Consider the following 16,517-nt stretch of genomic DNA (forward strand, 5'->3'; position numbering starts at 1 on the left):
TGACATGGCAGAATTTGGCGTCATTGGTTTAGGGCGCTTTGGTGCCCGAACCTCGAAGGAACTGCTGGATATGGGGCATCGTGTTATTGGTGTCGACTCGGATGAGAAAGCTGTAGAGGCAATGGCCGACGTGCTAACGCACTCCGCGATTGCTGATGTGACTGATGAAAAAGCGTTAGAGGAACTGGACTTAACCAACTGCGAAGTGGTCTTGGTGGCTATTGGAGAAGATTTACAAGCCAGTTTGTTATGTGTTTTGCACCTGAAAAGTATTGGTGTAAAACAGATTTGGGCAAAAGCAACGTCAAAATCGCATCATCAAATTCTGTCGAAGTTGGGCGTAAACCGTATTATCCATCCGGAAGAGGAAATGGGAATACGGGTGGCTCAGTCTTTGAACTACCCAATGGTCAATGAATATATGTCGCTTGGACATAATTGGTTCTGTGTCGAAATTGGCATTGGCGACTACCTCAAAGGCAAAACTCTGAAAGATATCATGCCCGATGATAGTGAGTTTTTTCATGTTTTATTATTGAAGAGACGGGATGATGTAACGGTAACCCCTTCATTATCTGTAACTCTGGAAGGGAACGAAACCTTGGTTATGGCCGGTAGTTTAAAGGCATTGAAGTCTGTGGCTCCTAAGTTAAAAGAGGATTCATGAAGCAGTGGGTCCCTTCAATAGCCTGGCTATACCGTCGCCCTGGACGTAAAAGACGAAAAGCTTTTAGTGCCAGCCCGCCGGTTATTCTGTCGGGGGGCTTTGCCTGCTTAATTCTATTGGGCACCTTATTGTTGAAGTTGCCTTTTGCGACCGAACAACCGATAACCTGGTTAGAAAGTTTATTCACGGCTACTTCAGCTGTGACCGTAACCGGACTGGTTGTTGTGGACACCGGGGCGACTTACACCCCATTTGGAATGGGGATTCTGGCTTTGCTTATCCAGGCGGGTGGCTTAGGCTTCATGACCTTTGCGGTTTTGGCCGCCATTTCAATCGGCGGACACGTCGGTATGCAACATCAGGTGCTGGCAAAAGAGGCCATGCAGCAAACCAGTCTCGCTAGTATTGGGCGCACGGCAAAAGCAGTTGTCTCTTTGGCTTTGATCGTTGAAGCCATTGCAATAATAGGCCTGACGCTCACCTGGTGGCAGGAAAAGGGCTTTATTGATGCCTTTGCTGAAAGTATTTTTTACGCTATTTCTGCCTTTAACAGCGCCGGGTTTGTTTTGTCTCCTAACGGTATTGTGGATTATGCCAGTAGTGTACCGGTGAACCTTATTATCAGCATTTTGTTTGTTATTGGTGGTTTGGGCTTCTCGGTGATTACCAATATCTACGAAAAACGCCGTTGGTATAAATTTTCGGTGTATACCCGGGCCATTTTATGGGCGACCTTAATTATTAATGTATTGTCGGTAGCTATTATTTGGCTGCTGGAAATGAATAACCCGGCAACATTCGCTAACTTAAGTTTCGGGGACCAGGCTATGGCTGCCTGGTTTCAGGCAACCACCCCTCGTTCGGCAGGTTTCAATACGGTTGATACCGGAGCAATGACAGACGCCAGTGCCGTGTATACCATGTTGTTAATGCTTATTGGTGGCGGTTCAATGAGTACTGCAGGTGGCATAAAGTTAGGGACTTTTATTGTTTTGCTGGTCGCTACTTATGCTTTTCTTCGTCGCCGTGAACATGTCACTTTATTGAACCGTACCGTGCCCCAGGAACTGGTGATGAAAGCACTTGCAGTCACCTTGGTTACCTTAACTTTGATGTTTCTGGGTATATTTATCCTAATGATTTTGAATCCGCTGCCGTTTATAGATATAACCTTTGAAGTTTTATCGGCTTCGGCAACTGTTGGATTGTCCAGGGGAATTACCGCAGAAGTAACGGCGGCAAGCCAATTGGTGTTGGTGTTCCTGATGTTTGCCGGACGTGTCGGGCCATTAACATTGGCTTATTTTCTGGCAACGCCAAGGAAACGACACATCCGCTTCCCGGAAACGGACATTCAAGTGGGATAGCCCGATAAAGCGACTGACCGCCTAAGAATGCTCATAATAGAACGATAATAAGAGATGCTTTTAAGATGCTGAAAAAATTAAAGTTTACACAAAAAGTGACGGCTGTTGCATCGCTAATACTGGTGTTAGTGCTGGGTGTTTTTACGCTCACTAACTTTTTGCAGATGTCGACTCAGACCCGTAGTAACTTGCAGCATCAAATGCAGGCGTTATCGGACTCTGTATCAAGCAATATCTCGCAGTGGTTCAATGACCGCATGAGCATTGTTCAGGCAACGGCTGACGCCTATGACGTTGATGATTCCACTGCCCGTTCATTGGAACGCGTGCAACAGTCAAAAGCGGCCGGGAAGTTTAAAAATGTTTACTATGGCTTAATTGACGGGACCTTCCTGCTGGATGATCCGAGCATTGATTTGCCCGACGATTACGATGCCCGCAGCCGCCCCTGGTATCAATTAGCGGTTGATGAAGGGCAACCAACCTATACCGCGCCTTATATCGACGTTACAACCAACGAATTGACCATTACCGCAGTCGTTCCTATGCGTCGGAATAACCAGCTGGTCGGTGTTGCCGGCGGCGACATGATGCTGGATGAAATCTCGAACATTGTAAACGACATCGACTTTATGGGCCTGGGTTTTGCTTTTCTGGTAAGTGGTGACCGTAATATTCTGGTTCACCCGGATGAAAACTGGATTGAAAAATCCGTGAATGACTACGCCGGGCAGTCGGTGTCATTGAGCCCGGACTTTTCTGAATACCGCATTAATGACACGGAGCGCCTGGTTTCTTTTCATAAAATAAAGGGCATTCAGGGCGTCGAGTGGTATCTGGGTGTCGTTATCGACCGTGATAAGGCTTACAGCAACGTGTCGACCTTTGCCTGGACCGCTGTTATCTATCTGATTATTGGTATTGTCGCGGTTGTTGTATCACTCACCTGGCTACTGCGTTTACTGCTGAAGCCTTTGCGCAGACTCAATGAAGCCGTTACTGATATGGCCCGTGGTGAGGGTGATTTAACTCAACGGCTGCCGGTTGAATCAGATGACGAGTTTGGTTTGGTTTCACGACGCATGAATGAATTTATTGAAAAAATTCAGCAAGCCTTACTTGAGGTAAATGCAGCTGCCGAACAGGTGGAAAGTAACATTCGCAGTATGGTCAAAGCGAATGATGACTCTATGGATATTGGTAGTGAGCAAGCGGGTAAAGCCAGCTCTGTCGCAACCGCAATTAATGAGCTTGGCGCCAGTGCGCACGAAATTGCGGAAAATGCTGCAAAAGCCTCTGAGCAGGCCAGTTCAGGTACTGCAAAAGCATCATCGGCAAGAGATTCGCTGCAACACAACCGACAGCAAATTCAGCACTTGTCCGAGCGCATGGATGCCTCCAGCCAGGCCATTCATACCCTGGATGAAGATACGCAGAATATTGGAAATATTATTGAAGTGATTAAAGGCATTACCGAGCAAACCAACTTGCTGGCACTTAACGCGGCAATTGAAGCGGCAAGGGCTGGTGAAGCTGGTCGTGGTTTTGCGGTCGTTGCCGACGAAGTGCGTAACCTGGCGCAGCGGACATCGTCATCGGCTACCGAAGTAGAGTCAATGATTGAACGGGTCAGGGCTGGTACGCGCAGTGTCGTTGAAGTTATCAAAGAAAGTCAGGAAATAAGCAGTGCCTGTGTGCTAAGCGCAGAGGAATCTGCTGAACACATGTCAGAGATTAACGGCATTATCGTCAATATCGATGATGTGAATCATTCGGTGGCCTCAGCAACGGAACAACAGACTTCAGTGATCCAAACACTGGATCGTGACATTATGGATATCAGTAGTATGAACGATCAGAGTGTCAGCAATCTAAATAATACCAAGCAGGCATGTCGTGAACTGAATACGGCATTTGAACGCTTGGAACAATTGGTGACACAGTTTAAACTGAATTGATTGATATCAATAACTGGAGAAACTTATGAATAAAGCATGGATGATTGGCGCTTTAGCCATGTTAGGCGGCCCTGTACTTGCAACCGCACAGGCAGCAGAAACAGAACGTACGGAAGCATCGCAAGAAGCCCAGGCTTACATTATCTCTCCGCAAAACGGTGAGACCGTGGGTAAAACCTTTAAAGTTAAGTTTGGTTTAAGCGGTATGGGTGTGGCACCAGCGGGTGTTGACGTAAAACATACCGGGCATCATCACTTGCTAATAGATAAAGATGAATTGCCGGCTATGGATAAGCCAATGGGTGGCGATGTTATTCACTTTGGTGGCGGTCAGACGGAAACCACGGTGACTTTAGAGCCGGGTGAACATACGTTGCAGCTCATTTTAGGTGATAAAAACCACGTGCCGCATAACCCTGCCGTTGTTTCAGAAAAAATCACCGTTATCGTCAAAGACGATTAATCCAGCTCAAGTTCGAGTTGTAATTGCTCGTTGGGGTCAGGCAATGTTGCGCTGATCCCCAACAGCCTCACACCTTTCCCTTTACCGCGCTGCCAGGCTTCATCTAAGAGCTGATAAAACAAGCTGGGCGAAATAAACTGAGAACTGCGCGAGACCGTTGTTTGAGTAAAGTCCGAGAACTTCAGTTTAAGAGTTTGACTGCGAATAGGTTGTTCCCGCCAATGTGATATCTTCATCCGTTGCCGCAGCTTGGGCAACAAATTGTCCTGAACATAAGCCTGTGCCGTCGACTCCAGCCGCATGTCTGTCGTTAAGGTTTGCTCAACGCCCACGCTTTTTCGAATGCGCTCAGTCACCACTTCCCGGCGGTCACGACCATGACAACGCTCAAATAAAACATACCCGGCCTTTTCCCCAAGAATAGCCTGCAGTTGTTGCAGCTCAATTTGTTGTATGTCTTGACCTGTGGTCAGGCCATGATTTGTCAGTACCTGCTGGCTTTTCGGGCCTACACCGGGGATCTGTTTGAGGTTTAAGGCAGCAATGTAATCCAGTACCTCGGAAGGATGAACAACAAATTGGCCGTCGGGTTTACGCTCTTCGCTGGCTATTTTCGCAACCATTTTTTGATTCGAAATGCCGGCAGAACCTGTTATTCCAAGCGTTTTTATCCGTTCGCGAACATGGTTCATAGCCAGGGTTGCGCTGCCTTTAAAGCCTTCAAGGTGGGTTAGGTCCAAATAAAACTCATCGATAGAAGCGGGTTCAATACGTGGCGTCAGTTCCTGCAGAACATCCAGAACCTTGTTGGAGAGTTCCCGATAATAATTGCCATCGGGCCGTATAAAAGTTAATTGTGGGCACAGACGCCGAGCATGACTGCCCGGCATGGCGCTTTTTACGCCGTACTGACGAGCCAGGTAATTTGCAGTTGCCACCACGCCTCGCTCGCCACCGCCGCCAACAGCAAACGGACGTGTTTTCAGGCTGGGATCACGCAATTCTTCGGCCGAAGCAAAGAAAGCATCCAGATCCAGCAAAGCTATTTTGCGAGCAATTTCAGCCAAGTGTTTATCCTTTGCGCATTTGTGGTTATAATCGCATCCACTAACTGGGCGTGCAAGAACACCAGCCATTTGTAGGAGAAACCAGTGAAAGTTATGAATTCATTTTTCGTCAAGAGCGTTTTGGGCACTATTTCCATGCTGTTTGCGCTAAGCATCAGTGCGTCTTCGGTGCAGGATGACATGTCACGCGAAGCGATAGCAGAGCGTATTAAGCCGGCAGGTAAGCACTATGTGGCTGGTGAAAGCAGCGCAGCTGAAGAAAGCAGCGGTCCACGTTCAGGCCAGCAAGTTTACGATAAATTTTGTACAGCCTGTCACACCAGCGGTGTTATGGGTGCGCCTAAAATTAACGAAGCTTCTGACTGGAAAGAGCGGTTAGACCAAGGTATGGAAACCGTATTAAAGCACGCCGTTGAAGGCTACAACGCTATGCCCCCTATGGGAACTTGTAGCGACTGTTCTGAAGACGAAATTCAGGCCGCTATCGACTATATGATTGAAGATATCTAAAACACATGAGTTTTAATATGTTCTGAAAAGGCTGCCAGATTGGCAGCCTTTTTTCGTGTCAATTGACGTTAACTGCTCTTCGGAATTCCCTCGCCCCAATTATTTCTTCAGCAAATCTTTTCTATTTTTTGACAGAGGTCTATACTGTACGACTGTTATTAAATGCAACAAGTGTTAAAAAAGTGTGTTTGCGGCAAGGAGTGTCAGTGTTTAAAGGTGAACCTGGATGACAGACCGTAAGGTAAGCAAGGAGCAGCTTCAGGAATTACAAACTGAAAATGAACGCTTGCAAAAGGTCATTGCCCGTTTAAAGGGGTTGACCCAAAAATACCGATCGGCTGAAGTCGTACAAAAGGCGCTGTTTCGAATTTCGGAACTGGCGGCTTCCGCACGCCAAATGGACAACTTCTACCAGTCACTGCATGAAATCATCGGCGAACTGATGTACGCCCGCAACTTTTACATCTGCCTTTATGAACCTCAGGAAGAGCTTGTCGACTTTGTCTACTTTGTTGATGAAATTGATCAGGACACCTTGTTCGAACGCATTCCAATTGATCAGCTCAGCAAAGGTTTAACAGGGTACGTTTTAAGAAAAGGCCAGTCGCTTTTATGCCCACCTGAAGTCTATCAACGGCTCATTGATAATAATGAAATTGAAGGTTTGGGAGCCGAACACCAGGACTGGCTGGGTGTCCCCCTGAAACGTGGTGATATTACTATTGGCGTTATGGTTGTGCAGAGCTACAGTGCCGATGTCCGCTACGATACCTCTGACGAAGACCTGTTGACCTTTGTTTCGCAACACGTAGTGAATGCACTTGAACGCTTAAAACAACGCGATTTAATGCAAAGCGAAATAGAGCACCAGACTGCCGAACTTCGACATGCCAATGAAAGCCTGATGAGCGAAATCACCATTCGGGAAAGGGCTGAGCAGCAGACTTCGGTGCTGTTCGCAATTTCAGAGTTGACCAATACCTCTGATGATATGAATGCGTTTTACCGACAATTGCACCGGCAAATTGGCAAACTCATTCATGCCGATAACTTTTATGTGGCGTTGCTGTCGGATGATAAAAAGTTTCTGCATTTTCCCTATCACGTAGACGAGACGGGCGCAAAAGCAGAACGTCGTCGGGTAGGTAAGGGTTTGACTGAGTACGTCATTAAAAAGCAGGAGCCGGCTTTTGTGAATGCGGCCGTCAGGCAGAAGTTACTGAAAAAGAATGAAATTGAATTAGGTTATGGCGGCATGAAGCTGGCGAAGCAGTGGCTGGGCAGTCCGCTAATGATGAACGGTCAGGTGTTTGGTGTTATTGCGGTGCAGACTTATGACGGTGACTTCCTTTATCAAAATGATGACCTGGAGCTGCTGAACTTTGTTTCGCAGCACGTTGCTGTTGCTATCGACAGAAAGCGTTCCGCTGAAGAAATTCAACGAGTGAACCAGTTTCTTGAGAAGAAAGTGGCAGAGCGCACCGAAGAGCTTGTATCAGAAATTGAGCGTCGAAAGAAAACAGAGTCCAACTTATTCCACGCTGCACATCACGATAACCTGACCGGGTTACCCAACCGGATTTTGTTTAATGAGCGCCTGCAGCAGGCTGTAGCGCATAAACGCCGCCATCCTGAACATCATTTTGCGGTATTGTTTGTCGACCTTGACCGTTTTAAAAACATTAACGATACCCTTGGTCACTCTGCTGGTGACGAATTTTTGCTGGAAGTGAGTAAGCGTATTGGCGACTGTGTGCGTGACAACGACATGGTTGCGCGTTTGGGCGGTGATGAGTTCGTTATCTTACTGGATACCATTACCAGCATTGATGACGCGAAAGACGTTGCCAAGCGAATGATCCAACAAATGAGTGAGCCGTTTCAGCTGAATGGGCAGGAACATTACTCCGGTGCCAGTATTGGTATTGCCGAGTGTCTTGAAGAGACGGACTCGGCTGAACGTCTCCTGCGTGACGCAGACGCTGCTATGTATCAGGCTAAAGGCATGGGGCGGGGCCGTTACGTATTATTCGACGACAGTATGCATGAAACGCTTGTCGACAGTGTACGCAAAGAAACGGCGTTGAGACACGCGAAAGTCGACAAGGACTTTGCTGTTAGCTATCAACCAATCGTTGATTTAAAAACAGGCGATGTCAAAGCGGTAGAAGCAAAGTTAGTGTGGGATGATCCCCGTTACAGTTTCGACAGCGAGGAGCTTCTACCTCTTGCTGAGCGGACGGGGCTTATTGTTAAGCTCGACAGATTTGTTTTACGTACCGCCAGTCGCTGGCTGGTTGAAAATAAGGTCAGCAATGAAACGTCGTTGCATCTTAATTTATCGGTTAGGCACCTGTTGAAAACCAGTCACCTGAATGAGCTGGTTAATATCGTTATGGACAGCGGCGCCAAGCCGGAAAATATTGCGTTAGAGTTTGATGAAACTGATTTGGTGAAAGATGGCCGACGGGTGCTCGCAAGTCTCAGGCGGCTGTCGGAATTCGGCTTTACACTGGTTATCGATAATTTTGGTAGTGGCTCCGGGCCGTTGCAGTTCTTGTATAACTTCCCGTTTACGGTATTAAAGCTGGATCATCATTATATTGCCCGGCTAAGCAGCAATAACCGTGCTCAGGCCATGCTTAAGCACATAGTTACGCTGTGTCATGAACTGAATATTGAGGTTTATGCAGACGGTTTAGAGACTGAAACACAAAAGGACGACGTTGAAAAACAGGGCGTCACTATTGGTCAGGGGAGTTTTATTGACCAAAACTATGAAAGCCGTATCGTTAAAGACGACGACTCCAGCTTCGTGTGCGCGTAATCGTTATCACCGGCGCTATTTAAGCGCATTCTTCAACATCTCCAGCCCCTGACTTCTTTGTTCTTCCCGCTCTTCATCTGATTTCTGCTTGCGGTGTTCCCACTCTAAGTCATCCTGAGGGAGCTCTAGCAGGAAACGACTGGGCTGCGGCTCAAGCTTTTCCCCAAACTGGCGGCGCTCTTTCGCCATAGTGAAGACTAACTTATGCTGTGCCCGGGTTATGCCCACGTAAGCCAGCCGACGCTCTTCTTCAATATTGTTTTCATCAATACTGCTTTGGTGCGGCAGTAAGCCTTCTTCCATGCCCACTAAGAATACGTAAGGAAATTCCAGACCTTTGGACGCATGCAGAGTCATTAACTGCACCTGCTCAAACTGCTCATCATCTTCGTTGCGGGACATCATATCGCGCAGAGATAAACGGCTGACGACCTGATCCAGTTCCATAGGCTCATGTTCGGCATCGCCTTTTAGCATATCGGACACCCAGCGATGCAGCTCGTACACGTTTTTAATCCGCATTTCGGCCGCTTTTGCACTGGGGCTTTGTTCAAACAACCAGTCCTCGTAACCAATTTCGCTGAGCAACTGTCGCACCGCATCGCTGGCATCTTCCTGATGATCAGCCTGACGAGCGAGGGTATCTATCATATTACGGAACACGTCCACATGCTGGAAAACACCGGTGCTGAGCTGCGTTTTTAAGTGGGGTGACTGGCAGGCTTCAAATAAGCTGCAGCCTAACTCCTGTGACAAACGACCAATGCGCTCCACGGTTTGCGGACCAATGCCACGGCGCGGCGTGTTAATAATACGCAGAAAGGCGGTGTCGTCGGTTGGGTTCACCAATAACCGCAGGTAAGCCATAATGTCTTTGACCTCCGCACGGGCAAAGAATGACTGACCACCGGTAATTTTGTACGGAATACGGTTGTTCATTAGCGCCTTCTCAAACAAGCGCGACTGATGGTTACCCCGGTATAAAATGGCAAAATGATGATACGGCGTTTTACGCAGGAACCGCTGCTTCACAATTTCAGCTATGACCCTTTCGGCTTCATGTTCTTCATTCCGGCCAAAGATAACACTCAGCGGCTCGCCGTATTCCATCTCAGAAAACAGCTTCTTCTCAAAGACGTGCGGATTATTTTCAATGAGTATGTTCGCCGCTTTCAGAATACGGCCGTGCGACCGATAATTCTGTTCCAGTTTCACCACTTCCAGCTGCGGAAAGTCCTGTTTTAATAGTGCCAGGTTCTTTGGCTGCGCTCCCCGCCAAGAGTAAATGGACTGGTCATCGTCGCCCACTACTGTAAAACGAGCACGCTCGCCCACCAGTAATTTAACCAGCTGGTACTGACTGGTGTTGGTGTCCTGATACTCGTCCACCAACAGGTACTGAAACTTTTTCTGCCAGCGCGCGCGGGCGTTTTCATTGGTTGCCAGCAATAAGGTCGGCAGACGAATCAGGTCATCAAAGTCGACCGCATTGCAGGCACTCAGGTTGTTTTGGTACTGCTGATAAACCTGCGCGAAGGCATTTTCCTGATCGTTTCCGGCTTTCTGCAAAGCCTGCTCGGGCGAGAGCATGGCGTTTTTCCAGTGGCCTATCTGGTGCTGACAGGCTTGAATCAGCGCTTTATCGCCCTCAAATACATCTTCAGTAAGGGCGTTTAGCAGGGCAAAGGTGTCCTGGTCGTCAAATAACGAAAACCCGGGCTTAAACCCCAGAGTGCTGAGTTCGCGCCGGATAATATTCAGCCCCAGAGTATGAAAGGTACACACGGTTAAACCGCGCAGCTGCGCTTTCGGCAAGGTTTGCGCAATACGCTCTTTCATTTCTTTGGCGGCTTTATTGGTAAAAGTCACCGCGCCAATTTGGCGTGCCGTGTAAATTTGCTGACGAATAAGGTAGGCAATTTTCTCGGTAATAACCCGCGTTTTACCGCTACCGGCACCGGCCAGTACCAATAAAGGACCCTGAATATAATGTACAGCCTGGTTCTGGCGATCGTTCAGCATGGGCGCCGCGGAGTTCCTGATTCGTGAAAAAGCCGATAAGAAGCTCGGATTTTACCTGAATCTCCTGCTAAGCTAAATGAATAAGCAACGATTTACACAAAGAGAGACTTATGGACAACAAAACAATAGAGAATATTGCTCGCCAAATTAACGACAGCATGCCAGCCGGTGTTAAAGAACTGGCCGGTAATATGGAGCAACGTGTTAAACAAACCCTGCAGTCACAGCTGTCAAAGCTCGACTTAGTGACCCGCGAAGAGCTTGACGTACAGCAGCAAATGTTACTGCGCCTGCGTGAGCGCGTTGAGCTGTTAGAAAAAGAACTGGAAGCGACCAAGAACCAAAACAAGGACTAAGTCAGACGTATGATCCAATGGATTAGTGGAAAAGTTGTCGAGAATTACCGTTGGAGTTCTGGCGTTTTCAGTTTGAGAATTGTGGCCGAGCCGTTTGATTTTAAGGCAGGACAGTTTGTTCGTTTAGGCCTGAATGTGGGTGGTGAGCAGCTATTGCGTGCCTACTCGCTGGCCAGTGCGCCGGGCGAAGCCATACTGGATTTTGTCATAGCCGAAGTGGAAGGTGGCGAGGTCAGCACCAAGCTAGCTAAGTTGCAGCCGGGTGACAGTGTGGACATTACCCAGCCCGCCGGTGGCTTTTTTACACTGGATGAAGTACCGGACGGCGACAGCTTGTGGATGCTCTCTACCGGAACCGGCATTGGCCCATTCATATCTATGCTAAAAACCGAAAAGCCATGGGAACGATTCAAGCGCATTAACCTGGTGCATGGTGTTCGCGTAGCAGAAGACTTAGTTTATCAGGGACAAATAGAGCAGTGGCAACAAGAATACCCCGGCCAGCTGGGTTATCAGCCGGTTATAACCCGTGAAAACATTCCGGGTGCCTTCTCTGCACGGATTCCAGAACTGATTAGCTCGGGTCAATTAAGTGATGCACTCGACACACCGTTGGATACCCGCGCGCAGGTGATGCTTTGCGGTAACCCTGACATGATAAAAGAGTCACGTGCCGCGCTGGCGGAACTGGGGCTTGCTAAGAACACCCGCCGCAAGCCCGGTAATGTGACTTCGGAAAACTATTGGTAAGACGCCTACGTAAATGGAAACTGCTGCTTCTCATGCAGCACGCGCAAAACTCGTATGTTGGTTCCGTCGATATAGTAAGGGACAAGCATTGAAATATCGGGGAGGATTAAAAGCCTTCCCTTTATATTCTCGCGTTTAACGCCAATATAGGGCTGCTCAAGCAATGTTTCGACTTTGCTTTGTATCAGTGAATCGGTTTGTTCTGCCACTATAGGGTTAAAATTGTAAAGAAACTCGAAAATCCTTTCTCTGTCTTTCAGGGCATCCTCTTCCCAATAAATCATTTGCACGCCTTATTTTCGAAATTGAGCTTTAAATTTTTCCATGCGGCTTTTTGCCTGTTCGTTATCCATGAATTCAGACTGGCCAGATTCCAATTTCTGGAATGCCTGATTCACTTGTTCTGTAAGCCAGCTGTTCTGCGATAGCTGTTTTCGACGCTCCGATGCTAGCTGCTCGGCAAGTTGCCGACACGCGTCACTCAAAGTCCGACCTTCACTCTCAGCCTGCTGCTGCGCTAAGTGCTTTGTTTGTTCATCGATACGAAACTGAATTCTTGTTTCCATGATGGTTCTCTTTTAAATGTGTGCTCACAAATGTTAGTACGAGCCGAAGCCTTTATCAAGTAATCCTTTAAAGAAGGGAGCTTGTAGCAAGCTCCCTATCTATTTCTCAGTTAATCTAGTTCAAACTGCTCGGTAGCTATGGTTTCCAGCTTGTCATAAGGAATATAACCAGGCGTTACCTGCTGACCAATGATGATGGTCGGTGTGCCGCGAAAGCCTAGTTCGCGAAATGCTGACATATTTTTGCGAATAACCGCTTCGCTTTCGCTGGACGGTGACAAAAAGGCCTCGGTACCCGTGACTTGCGCAACGCTTTGCAGTGAGTCAGCGGTATGCATGCCCGACTTTTTCATCATTAGGTTATGAGATTCAAAGAACGCCTTAGGGTCATTGCGCCACAGGTTCAGTCCATAAAGTGCGGAATTGGTTTTAAGCCCATCGACCGGCTGTTGGCGTAAAGGCACAAAAATATTTACAACCTGAATAGACGGGTATTCCTCAATCAGTTTATGAAGGCCAGGCTCTAACTTCTTGCAAAACGGGCAGTTGTAGTCGGTAAATACAACGATTTTATGCGGCGCATCTTGGTCACCTAAAATTGGATGTGCCGCCGACTGATACAGCCATTTCTGGTGGTTAGCAAAGGCGTTTTTCTGCTCACTTTGCTGTTCTAAAAAGCGCTGCAAGCCTCTGTGAATGTTTGAAATTAGCTGTGGGTTTTCACGCAATAGCTGTTCGACTTTTTCCAAGTCTTCTTCTTGTTGCGGGTTTAAATCTTGCGCAAATACGTTGCTGCTAAAGATAAAAGCAACGATGAAAAACGTTTTATAGATAAAATTCATACTACTTTCCTACTTCAAAAAAACTGGTGAAACCAAAGGCGAATAAACAAACCCGGAGGCGTTGTGACTCCGGTTGTCGCTGAAACAATGTCACCGTTTTCAATAATGATGATGGTTGGCGTGGCAGATACCTGCCAGCCGTTTGATACGCGGTTGAGGTTGTCGTTAACAATAGGAAACTCATACCCTTTCGCCTGCGCGTAGCGCGTCAGTTTGTCGTTGTCGCCAGAGCGCAATGCCACGCTAATGGTTGGGTAGTGGTTGCCAACGTAATCAACCGTAGGCGATACCGCCGGGCAAACAGGACACCAGGTTGCCCAGAAATACAGCACAACCGGGCTGTCCTTGCTCATCTCGCGTAAGTTATATTGCTCGCCGTTTATGTCCGTTAGTGACGACAGCTCCGCCGGAACAGACTCCGGCACGTCACTATTACGAAAGGCGTCGACCACGAACGCCACTACCGAGAACAGCACAATATAAAGCGCTGCGGTTCGTAGCCGCTTTGCCCACGACGGTTTCGCTTTGTTATTGCTCACGAGCATCCTCCAGCGCGTCCATGACTTTGTCTTTACTGAGTACTACGGGCAGGGTTATACCGTCCGGAGCGCCGGGTCCGTAGACTTTGTTAAAGGGCACACCAAAGGTATTGTTGGCCTTTAAGTATTGGGTGACGCTCTCGTTGGCTTTGGTCCAGTCGCCGCGCAGGCGGGTGACGTGCTTCTCACCTAAGGCTGTAAATACCGGGTCTTGCAGTAACACGCCCGCTTTGTTGGCCTGGCAGGTGATACACCAGTCTGCGGTCACATCCACAAACACGGTTTGGCCATTGGCAACGGCTTCATCAATACGCTGCTGGGTTAGTGGCTGCCATTGGTGGTCCTGCGGTAGTTTGTTGACCCAACGGTCTGCGGTAAGAATTAACGTCGTACCGACAACGGCAGCTAATACCAAAAAGCCACCAATGGATAAAAACAGCGCCTTACGGCCATGCACTTTACCAATAATCACCAATGTCAGAACCGATAAACCGACAGTTAGCGCCAGGAATAACTCGTTGCTGATAAAGTTTTTCAGCAAGGTTGTCAGCCAGACCGTGGTTGCCAGCATCATAATGGCGAAAACGGGTTTCACCCATTGCATCCAGCGACCGGGCTTGGGTAGTAATTTTGCGGTTTTCGGGAACACGGCTATGAGTAACAAGGGCAGCGCCATGCCAATGCCAAGAGCGGCAAAAATCAGCAGAATAACCGAGGATTCGGCGGCTAATGCAAAGGCTACCGCGGTACCTAAAAAGGGCGCTGTACAAGGTGTAGCCAATACCGTGGCCAGCATGCCTTGCAGGAAATTCCCTTTGTAGCTGTTATCGCCGGCGGCTGCAGCACTGGTACTCAAAGAAGACGGCAATTTAAACTCAAAGGCGCCCATTAAGTTCAATGCGAATAGCCAGGTAATAGCAACCAGTACGGCAATGAAATAATGGTTTTGAAACTGAATTCCCCAGCCGACAGAACCGCCTGACCAGCGAAGAACCATCAGCCCCAGGGCAATGATCAGAAACGAGCTGATAATACCCAGTGATGACGCAAAAAACTGCTTACGCACCACCTTCGGCTGTTGTGCACCAGACAACATAAGGCTTTGAACTTTCAGGCCTAATACCGGCAACACGCAGGGCATAATGTTCAAAATAAGCCCACCAGCTAACGCCATCAATAAAATGGCCCAGAGCGGAGGTGCGTTATTTGCAATAGTGCCTGCGGTTAGCTGAACCTTATATTCAGCGGCGAAGTTTTCATCACTGACCGTGGCGATGAGTTCAGCTCCGCTAAGATCCGGCAGCTCCAGCCAGTGGCTAACATCAACATGCGCTGTGAGTCTATTTCCTTTCACTTGAATATCGGGAGATGAAAAGGTGGCATCGGCCAGAGCGTCGTCGTTGCTGTGTATAAACAGCTTAGGATCTTGCCAACCACTGTCACGCTCTATGGTCAATTGAACGTGCTGGTTTGCGTCGGACCAAATAGCTTGCTTGACGTTATTGCTGTCGTACTCCCGAGGCACCTTGCCCATCGCCTGATTAAAGGCAAAGGCACGATCACTGTCGACGGTCAGGGTGTCCAGATCAACTTGCAAGTCAATTGGGTAGTCCGTTAACACACAAACGGTGGTACAGGATGACATAGTCAAAGTACCGCTAATGTGCGCCTGCCGGGCATCCGGGCTTAGCTGTATCATTAACGGAAAGGTCAACGACCCCTGATACCCGACGGTCTCAATACCCTGAATGCTGTAGCGCGAGGGCACCGGCCAGTGCCACTCAATATCGTCAATATTAGATGACTCAGACCAATCAAAGGTTGGCGGTATTCCGCCTTCGCCGGGTGAACGCCAGTAGGTTTTCCAGCCTTCATCCAGCTCAACATGCAACAGAGCAGGTAGTAGATTCCGCTCAGCCTCATAATGGCCGGTAAGTTCCAGCTTCACCGATACCGGCGGGTGGTCTTCATGACTGAGCCAGCCAGTAGACGGTGTTTCCGCTAAGCTTTGTGCGCTATAAAGCAGCAGCGCAGCAATAAGCGATACGAGCCATAACGGTAAAATTTTATTCATACATTACTCCTGAAGTTAGTATTCCAACGATGAAAATCCGTTGGAAGCGCTACTCCAGAAAGCAACAAAATACGGCGTGGGGTCGCCTTTTACAGGAAAAGAAAAAGAATGGGTGCGCTAACTGCTTGTTAACAGTGGTCTTCAGCGCCAAAGTCAGAAGAACAAAGAAAGACAGTGCCAAGTAAGTGATGTCGGACTGGAACTGCTGTAATAAATGCGCTGTTTTGTCGCAGTCGGCTTTGGCGCTTTCGTGTTTTGCTCCCAGGTCCGCATGGCTTTCTGCGAGCTGTTCAGCCGCTGGCGCGCCCTGATGCTTAGGACAGCCTTCCAGCCAACCAAAGTTTTGCCCCCAACACAGCATAAAAACCAGTAATAGCAATGGTGCTATATACCGACCTTTTCGACACTGTTGGTTCAGTTGGTGGAACATGTTTTTTACTGACCTTTGGTTATTCGGTTTGTTCTTAATTAGGGCAAGATGATGACAGAAGTGGGTATAAAAGCAAGTG

General features: G+C 48.2%; 16 protein-coding genes. 8 read left to right on the forward strand and 8 right to left on the reverse strand.

Features of this window, described 5'->3' with window-relative positions; translation table 11 throughout:
• Positions 1-4 precede the first annotated feature (4 nt).
• The 4 genes from K5X84_RS00910 (at position 5) to K5X84_RS00925 (ending at position 4,455) form a co-directional block, all read left to right on the forward strand.
• Positions 5-667 carry a potassium channel family protein gene (locus K5X84_RS00910; protein ID WP_222236270.1) on the forward strand — a complete coding sequence of 221 codons (663 nt, stop codon included), beginning with the start codon at positions 5-7 and terminating at the stop codon, positions 665-667.
• Positions 664-2,034 (forward strand): TrkH family potassium uptake protein, encoded by a 1,371-nt coding sequence (locus K5X84_RS00915; protein WP_222236271.1) that lies wholly within the window; start codon positions 664-666, stop codon positions 2,032-2,034. The genes K5X84_RS00910 and K5X84_RS00915 overlap by 4 nt, the downstream gene beginning before the upstream one ends.
• A gap of 65 nt (positions 2,035-2,099) precedes the next feature.
• A complete protein-coding gene (locus K5X84_RS00920) occupies positions 2,100-3,992 on the forward strand; it encodes a methyl-accepting chemotaxis protein (RefSeq protein WP_222236273.1) in 1,893 nt (630 codons plus the stop codon).
• 25 nt (positions 3,993-4,017) lie between these two features.
• A complete protein-coding gene (locus K5X84_RS00925) occupies positions 4,018-4,455 on the forward strand; it encodes a DUF4399 domain-containing protein (protein ID WP_199494494.1) in 438 nt (145 codons plus the stop codon).
• Here the strand turns inward: K5X84_RS00925 and dinB are convergent.
• Positions 4,452-5,522, reverse strand: coding sequence for a DNA polymerase IV (gene dinB / locus K5X84_RS00930; protein ID WP_199494493.1), 1,071 nt, complete (start codon positions 5,520-5,522; stop codon positions 4,452-4,454). The genes K5X84_RS00925 and dinB overlap by 4 nt on opposite strands.
• 84 nt (positions 5,523-5,606) lie before the next feature.
• Here dinB and K5X84_RS00935 point away from each other — a divergent pair, with 84 nt between their 5' ends.
• Positions 5,607-6,032 (forward strand): c-type cytochrome, encoded by a 426-nt coding sequence (locus tag K5X84_RS00935; protein WP_244994802.1) that lies wholly within the window; start codon positions 5,607-5,609, stop codon positions 6,030-6,032.
• 226 nt (positions 6,033-6,258) lie between these two features.
• Entirely contained in the window at positions 6,259-8,859 is a 2,601-nt protein-coding gene (locus K5X84_RS00940; protein ID WP_222236279.1) for a sensor domain-containing phosphodiesterase, read from the forward strand.
• A 15-nt stretch (positions 8,860-8,874) separates the two neighbouring features.
• Here K5X84_RS00940 and rep read toward each other — a convergent pair whose 3' ends face one another.
• The gene (gene rep / locus K5X84_RS00945; RefSeq protein ID WP_222236280.1) at positions 8,875-10,881 is read right to left on the reverse strand and encodes a DNA helicase Rep; all 2,007 of its coding nucleotides are present in this window, start codon (positions 10,879-10,881) and stop codon (positions 8,875-8,877) included.
• 110 nt (positions 10,882-10,991) lie between these two features.
• On the opposite strand from rep, the gene K5X84_RS00950 reads away from it, so the two are divergent.
• Together K5X84_RS00950 and K5X84_RS00955 are read left to right on the forward strand one after the other, a co-directional pair.
• Positions 10,992-11,237 carry an accessory factor UbiK family protein gene (locus K5X84_RS00950; protein ID WP_011233471.1) on the forward strand — a complete coding sequence of 82 codons (246 nt, stop codon included), beginning with the start codon at positions 10,992-10,994 and terminating at the stop codon, positions 11,235-11,237.
• 9 nt (positions 11,238-11,246) lie between these two features.
• Entirely contained in the window at positions 11,247-11,987 is a 741-nt protein-coding gene (locus tag K5X84_RS00955; RefSeq protein WP_222236282.1) for a ferredoxin--NADP reductase, read from the forward strand.
• A 5-nt stretch (positions 11,988-11,992) separates the two neighbouring features.
• Here the strand turns inward: K5X84_RS00955 and K5X84_RS00960 are convergent, their stop codons facing one another.
• The 6 genes from K5X84_RS00960 to K5X84_RS00985 all read right to left on the reverse strand — a co-directional run bounded on the left by K5X84_RS00960 (position 11,993) and on the right by K5X84_RS00985 (position 16,438).
• The gene (locus K5X84_RS00960) at positions 11,993-12,271 is read right to left on the reverse strand and encodes a type II toxin-antitoxin system RelE/ParE family toxin (RefSeq protein ID WP_199494489.1); all 279 of its coding nucleotides are present in this window, start codon (positions 12,269-12,271) and stop codon (positions 11,993-11,995) included.
• 9 nt (positions 12,272-12,280) lie between these two features.
• A complete protein-coding gene (locus K5X84_RS00965; protein WP_199494488.1) occupies positions 12,281-12,553 on the reverse strand; it encodes a type II toxin-antitoxin system RelB/DinJ family antitoxin in 273 nt (90 codons plus the stop codon).
• Positions 12,554-12,663: 110 nt separating this feature from the next.
• The gene (locus K5X84_RS00970) at positions 12,664-13,395 is read right to left on the reverse strand and encodes a DsbA family protein (RefSeq protein ID WP_222236284.1); all 732 of its coding nucleotides are present in this window, start codon (positions 13,393-13,395) and stop codon (positions 12,664-12,666) included.
• Between the two features lie 14 nt (positions 13,396-13,409).
• Positions 13,410-13,934: a protein disulfide oxidoreductase gene (locus K5X84_RS00975; protein ID WP_222236286.1), complete on the reverse strand. Its 525-nt coding sequence runs from the start codon at positions 13,932-13,934 to the stop codon at positions 13,410-13,412.
• Positions 13,924-16,008, reverse strand: a complete 2,085-nt coding sequence (locus K5X84_RS00980) for a protein-disulfide reductase DsbD family protein (RefSeq protein WP_222236288.1) — start codon at positions 16,006-16,008, stop codon at positions 13,924-13,926. Before K5X84_RS00980 ends, K5X84_RS00975 begins: the two co-directional genes overlap by 11 nt.
• Positions 16,009-16,057: 49 nt before the next feature.
• The gene (locus tag K5X84_RS00985) at positions 16,058-16,438 is read right to left on the reverse strand and encodes a hypothetical protein (protein ID WP_222236290.1); all 381 of its coding nucleotides are present in this window, start codon (positions 16,436-16,438) and stop codon (positions 16,058-16,060) included.
• Positions 16,439-16,517: the final 79 nt, after the last annotated feature.

Source organism: Idiomarina abyssalis (genome assembly GCF_019797805.1).
Taxonomy (GTDB): Bacteria; Pseudomonadota; Gammaproteobacteria; order Enterobacterales; family Alteromonadaceae; genus Idiomarina; species Idiomarina abyssalis.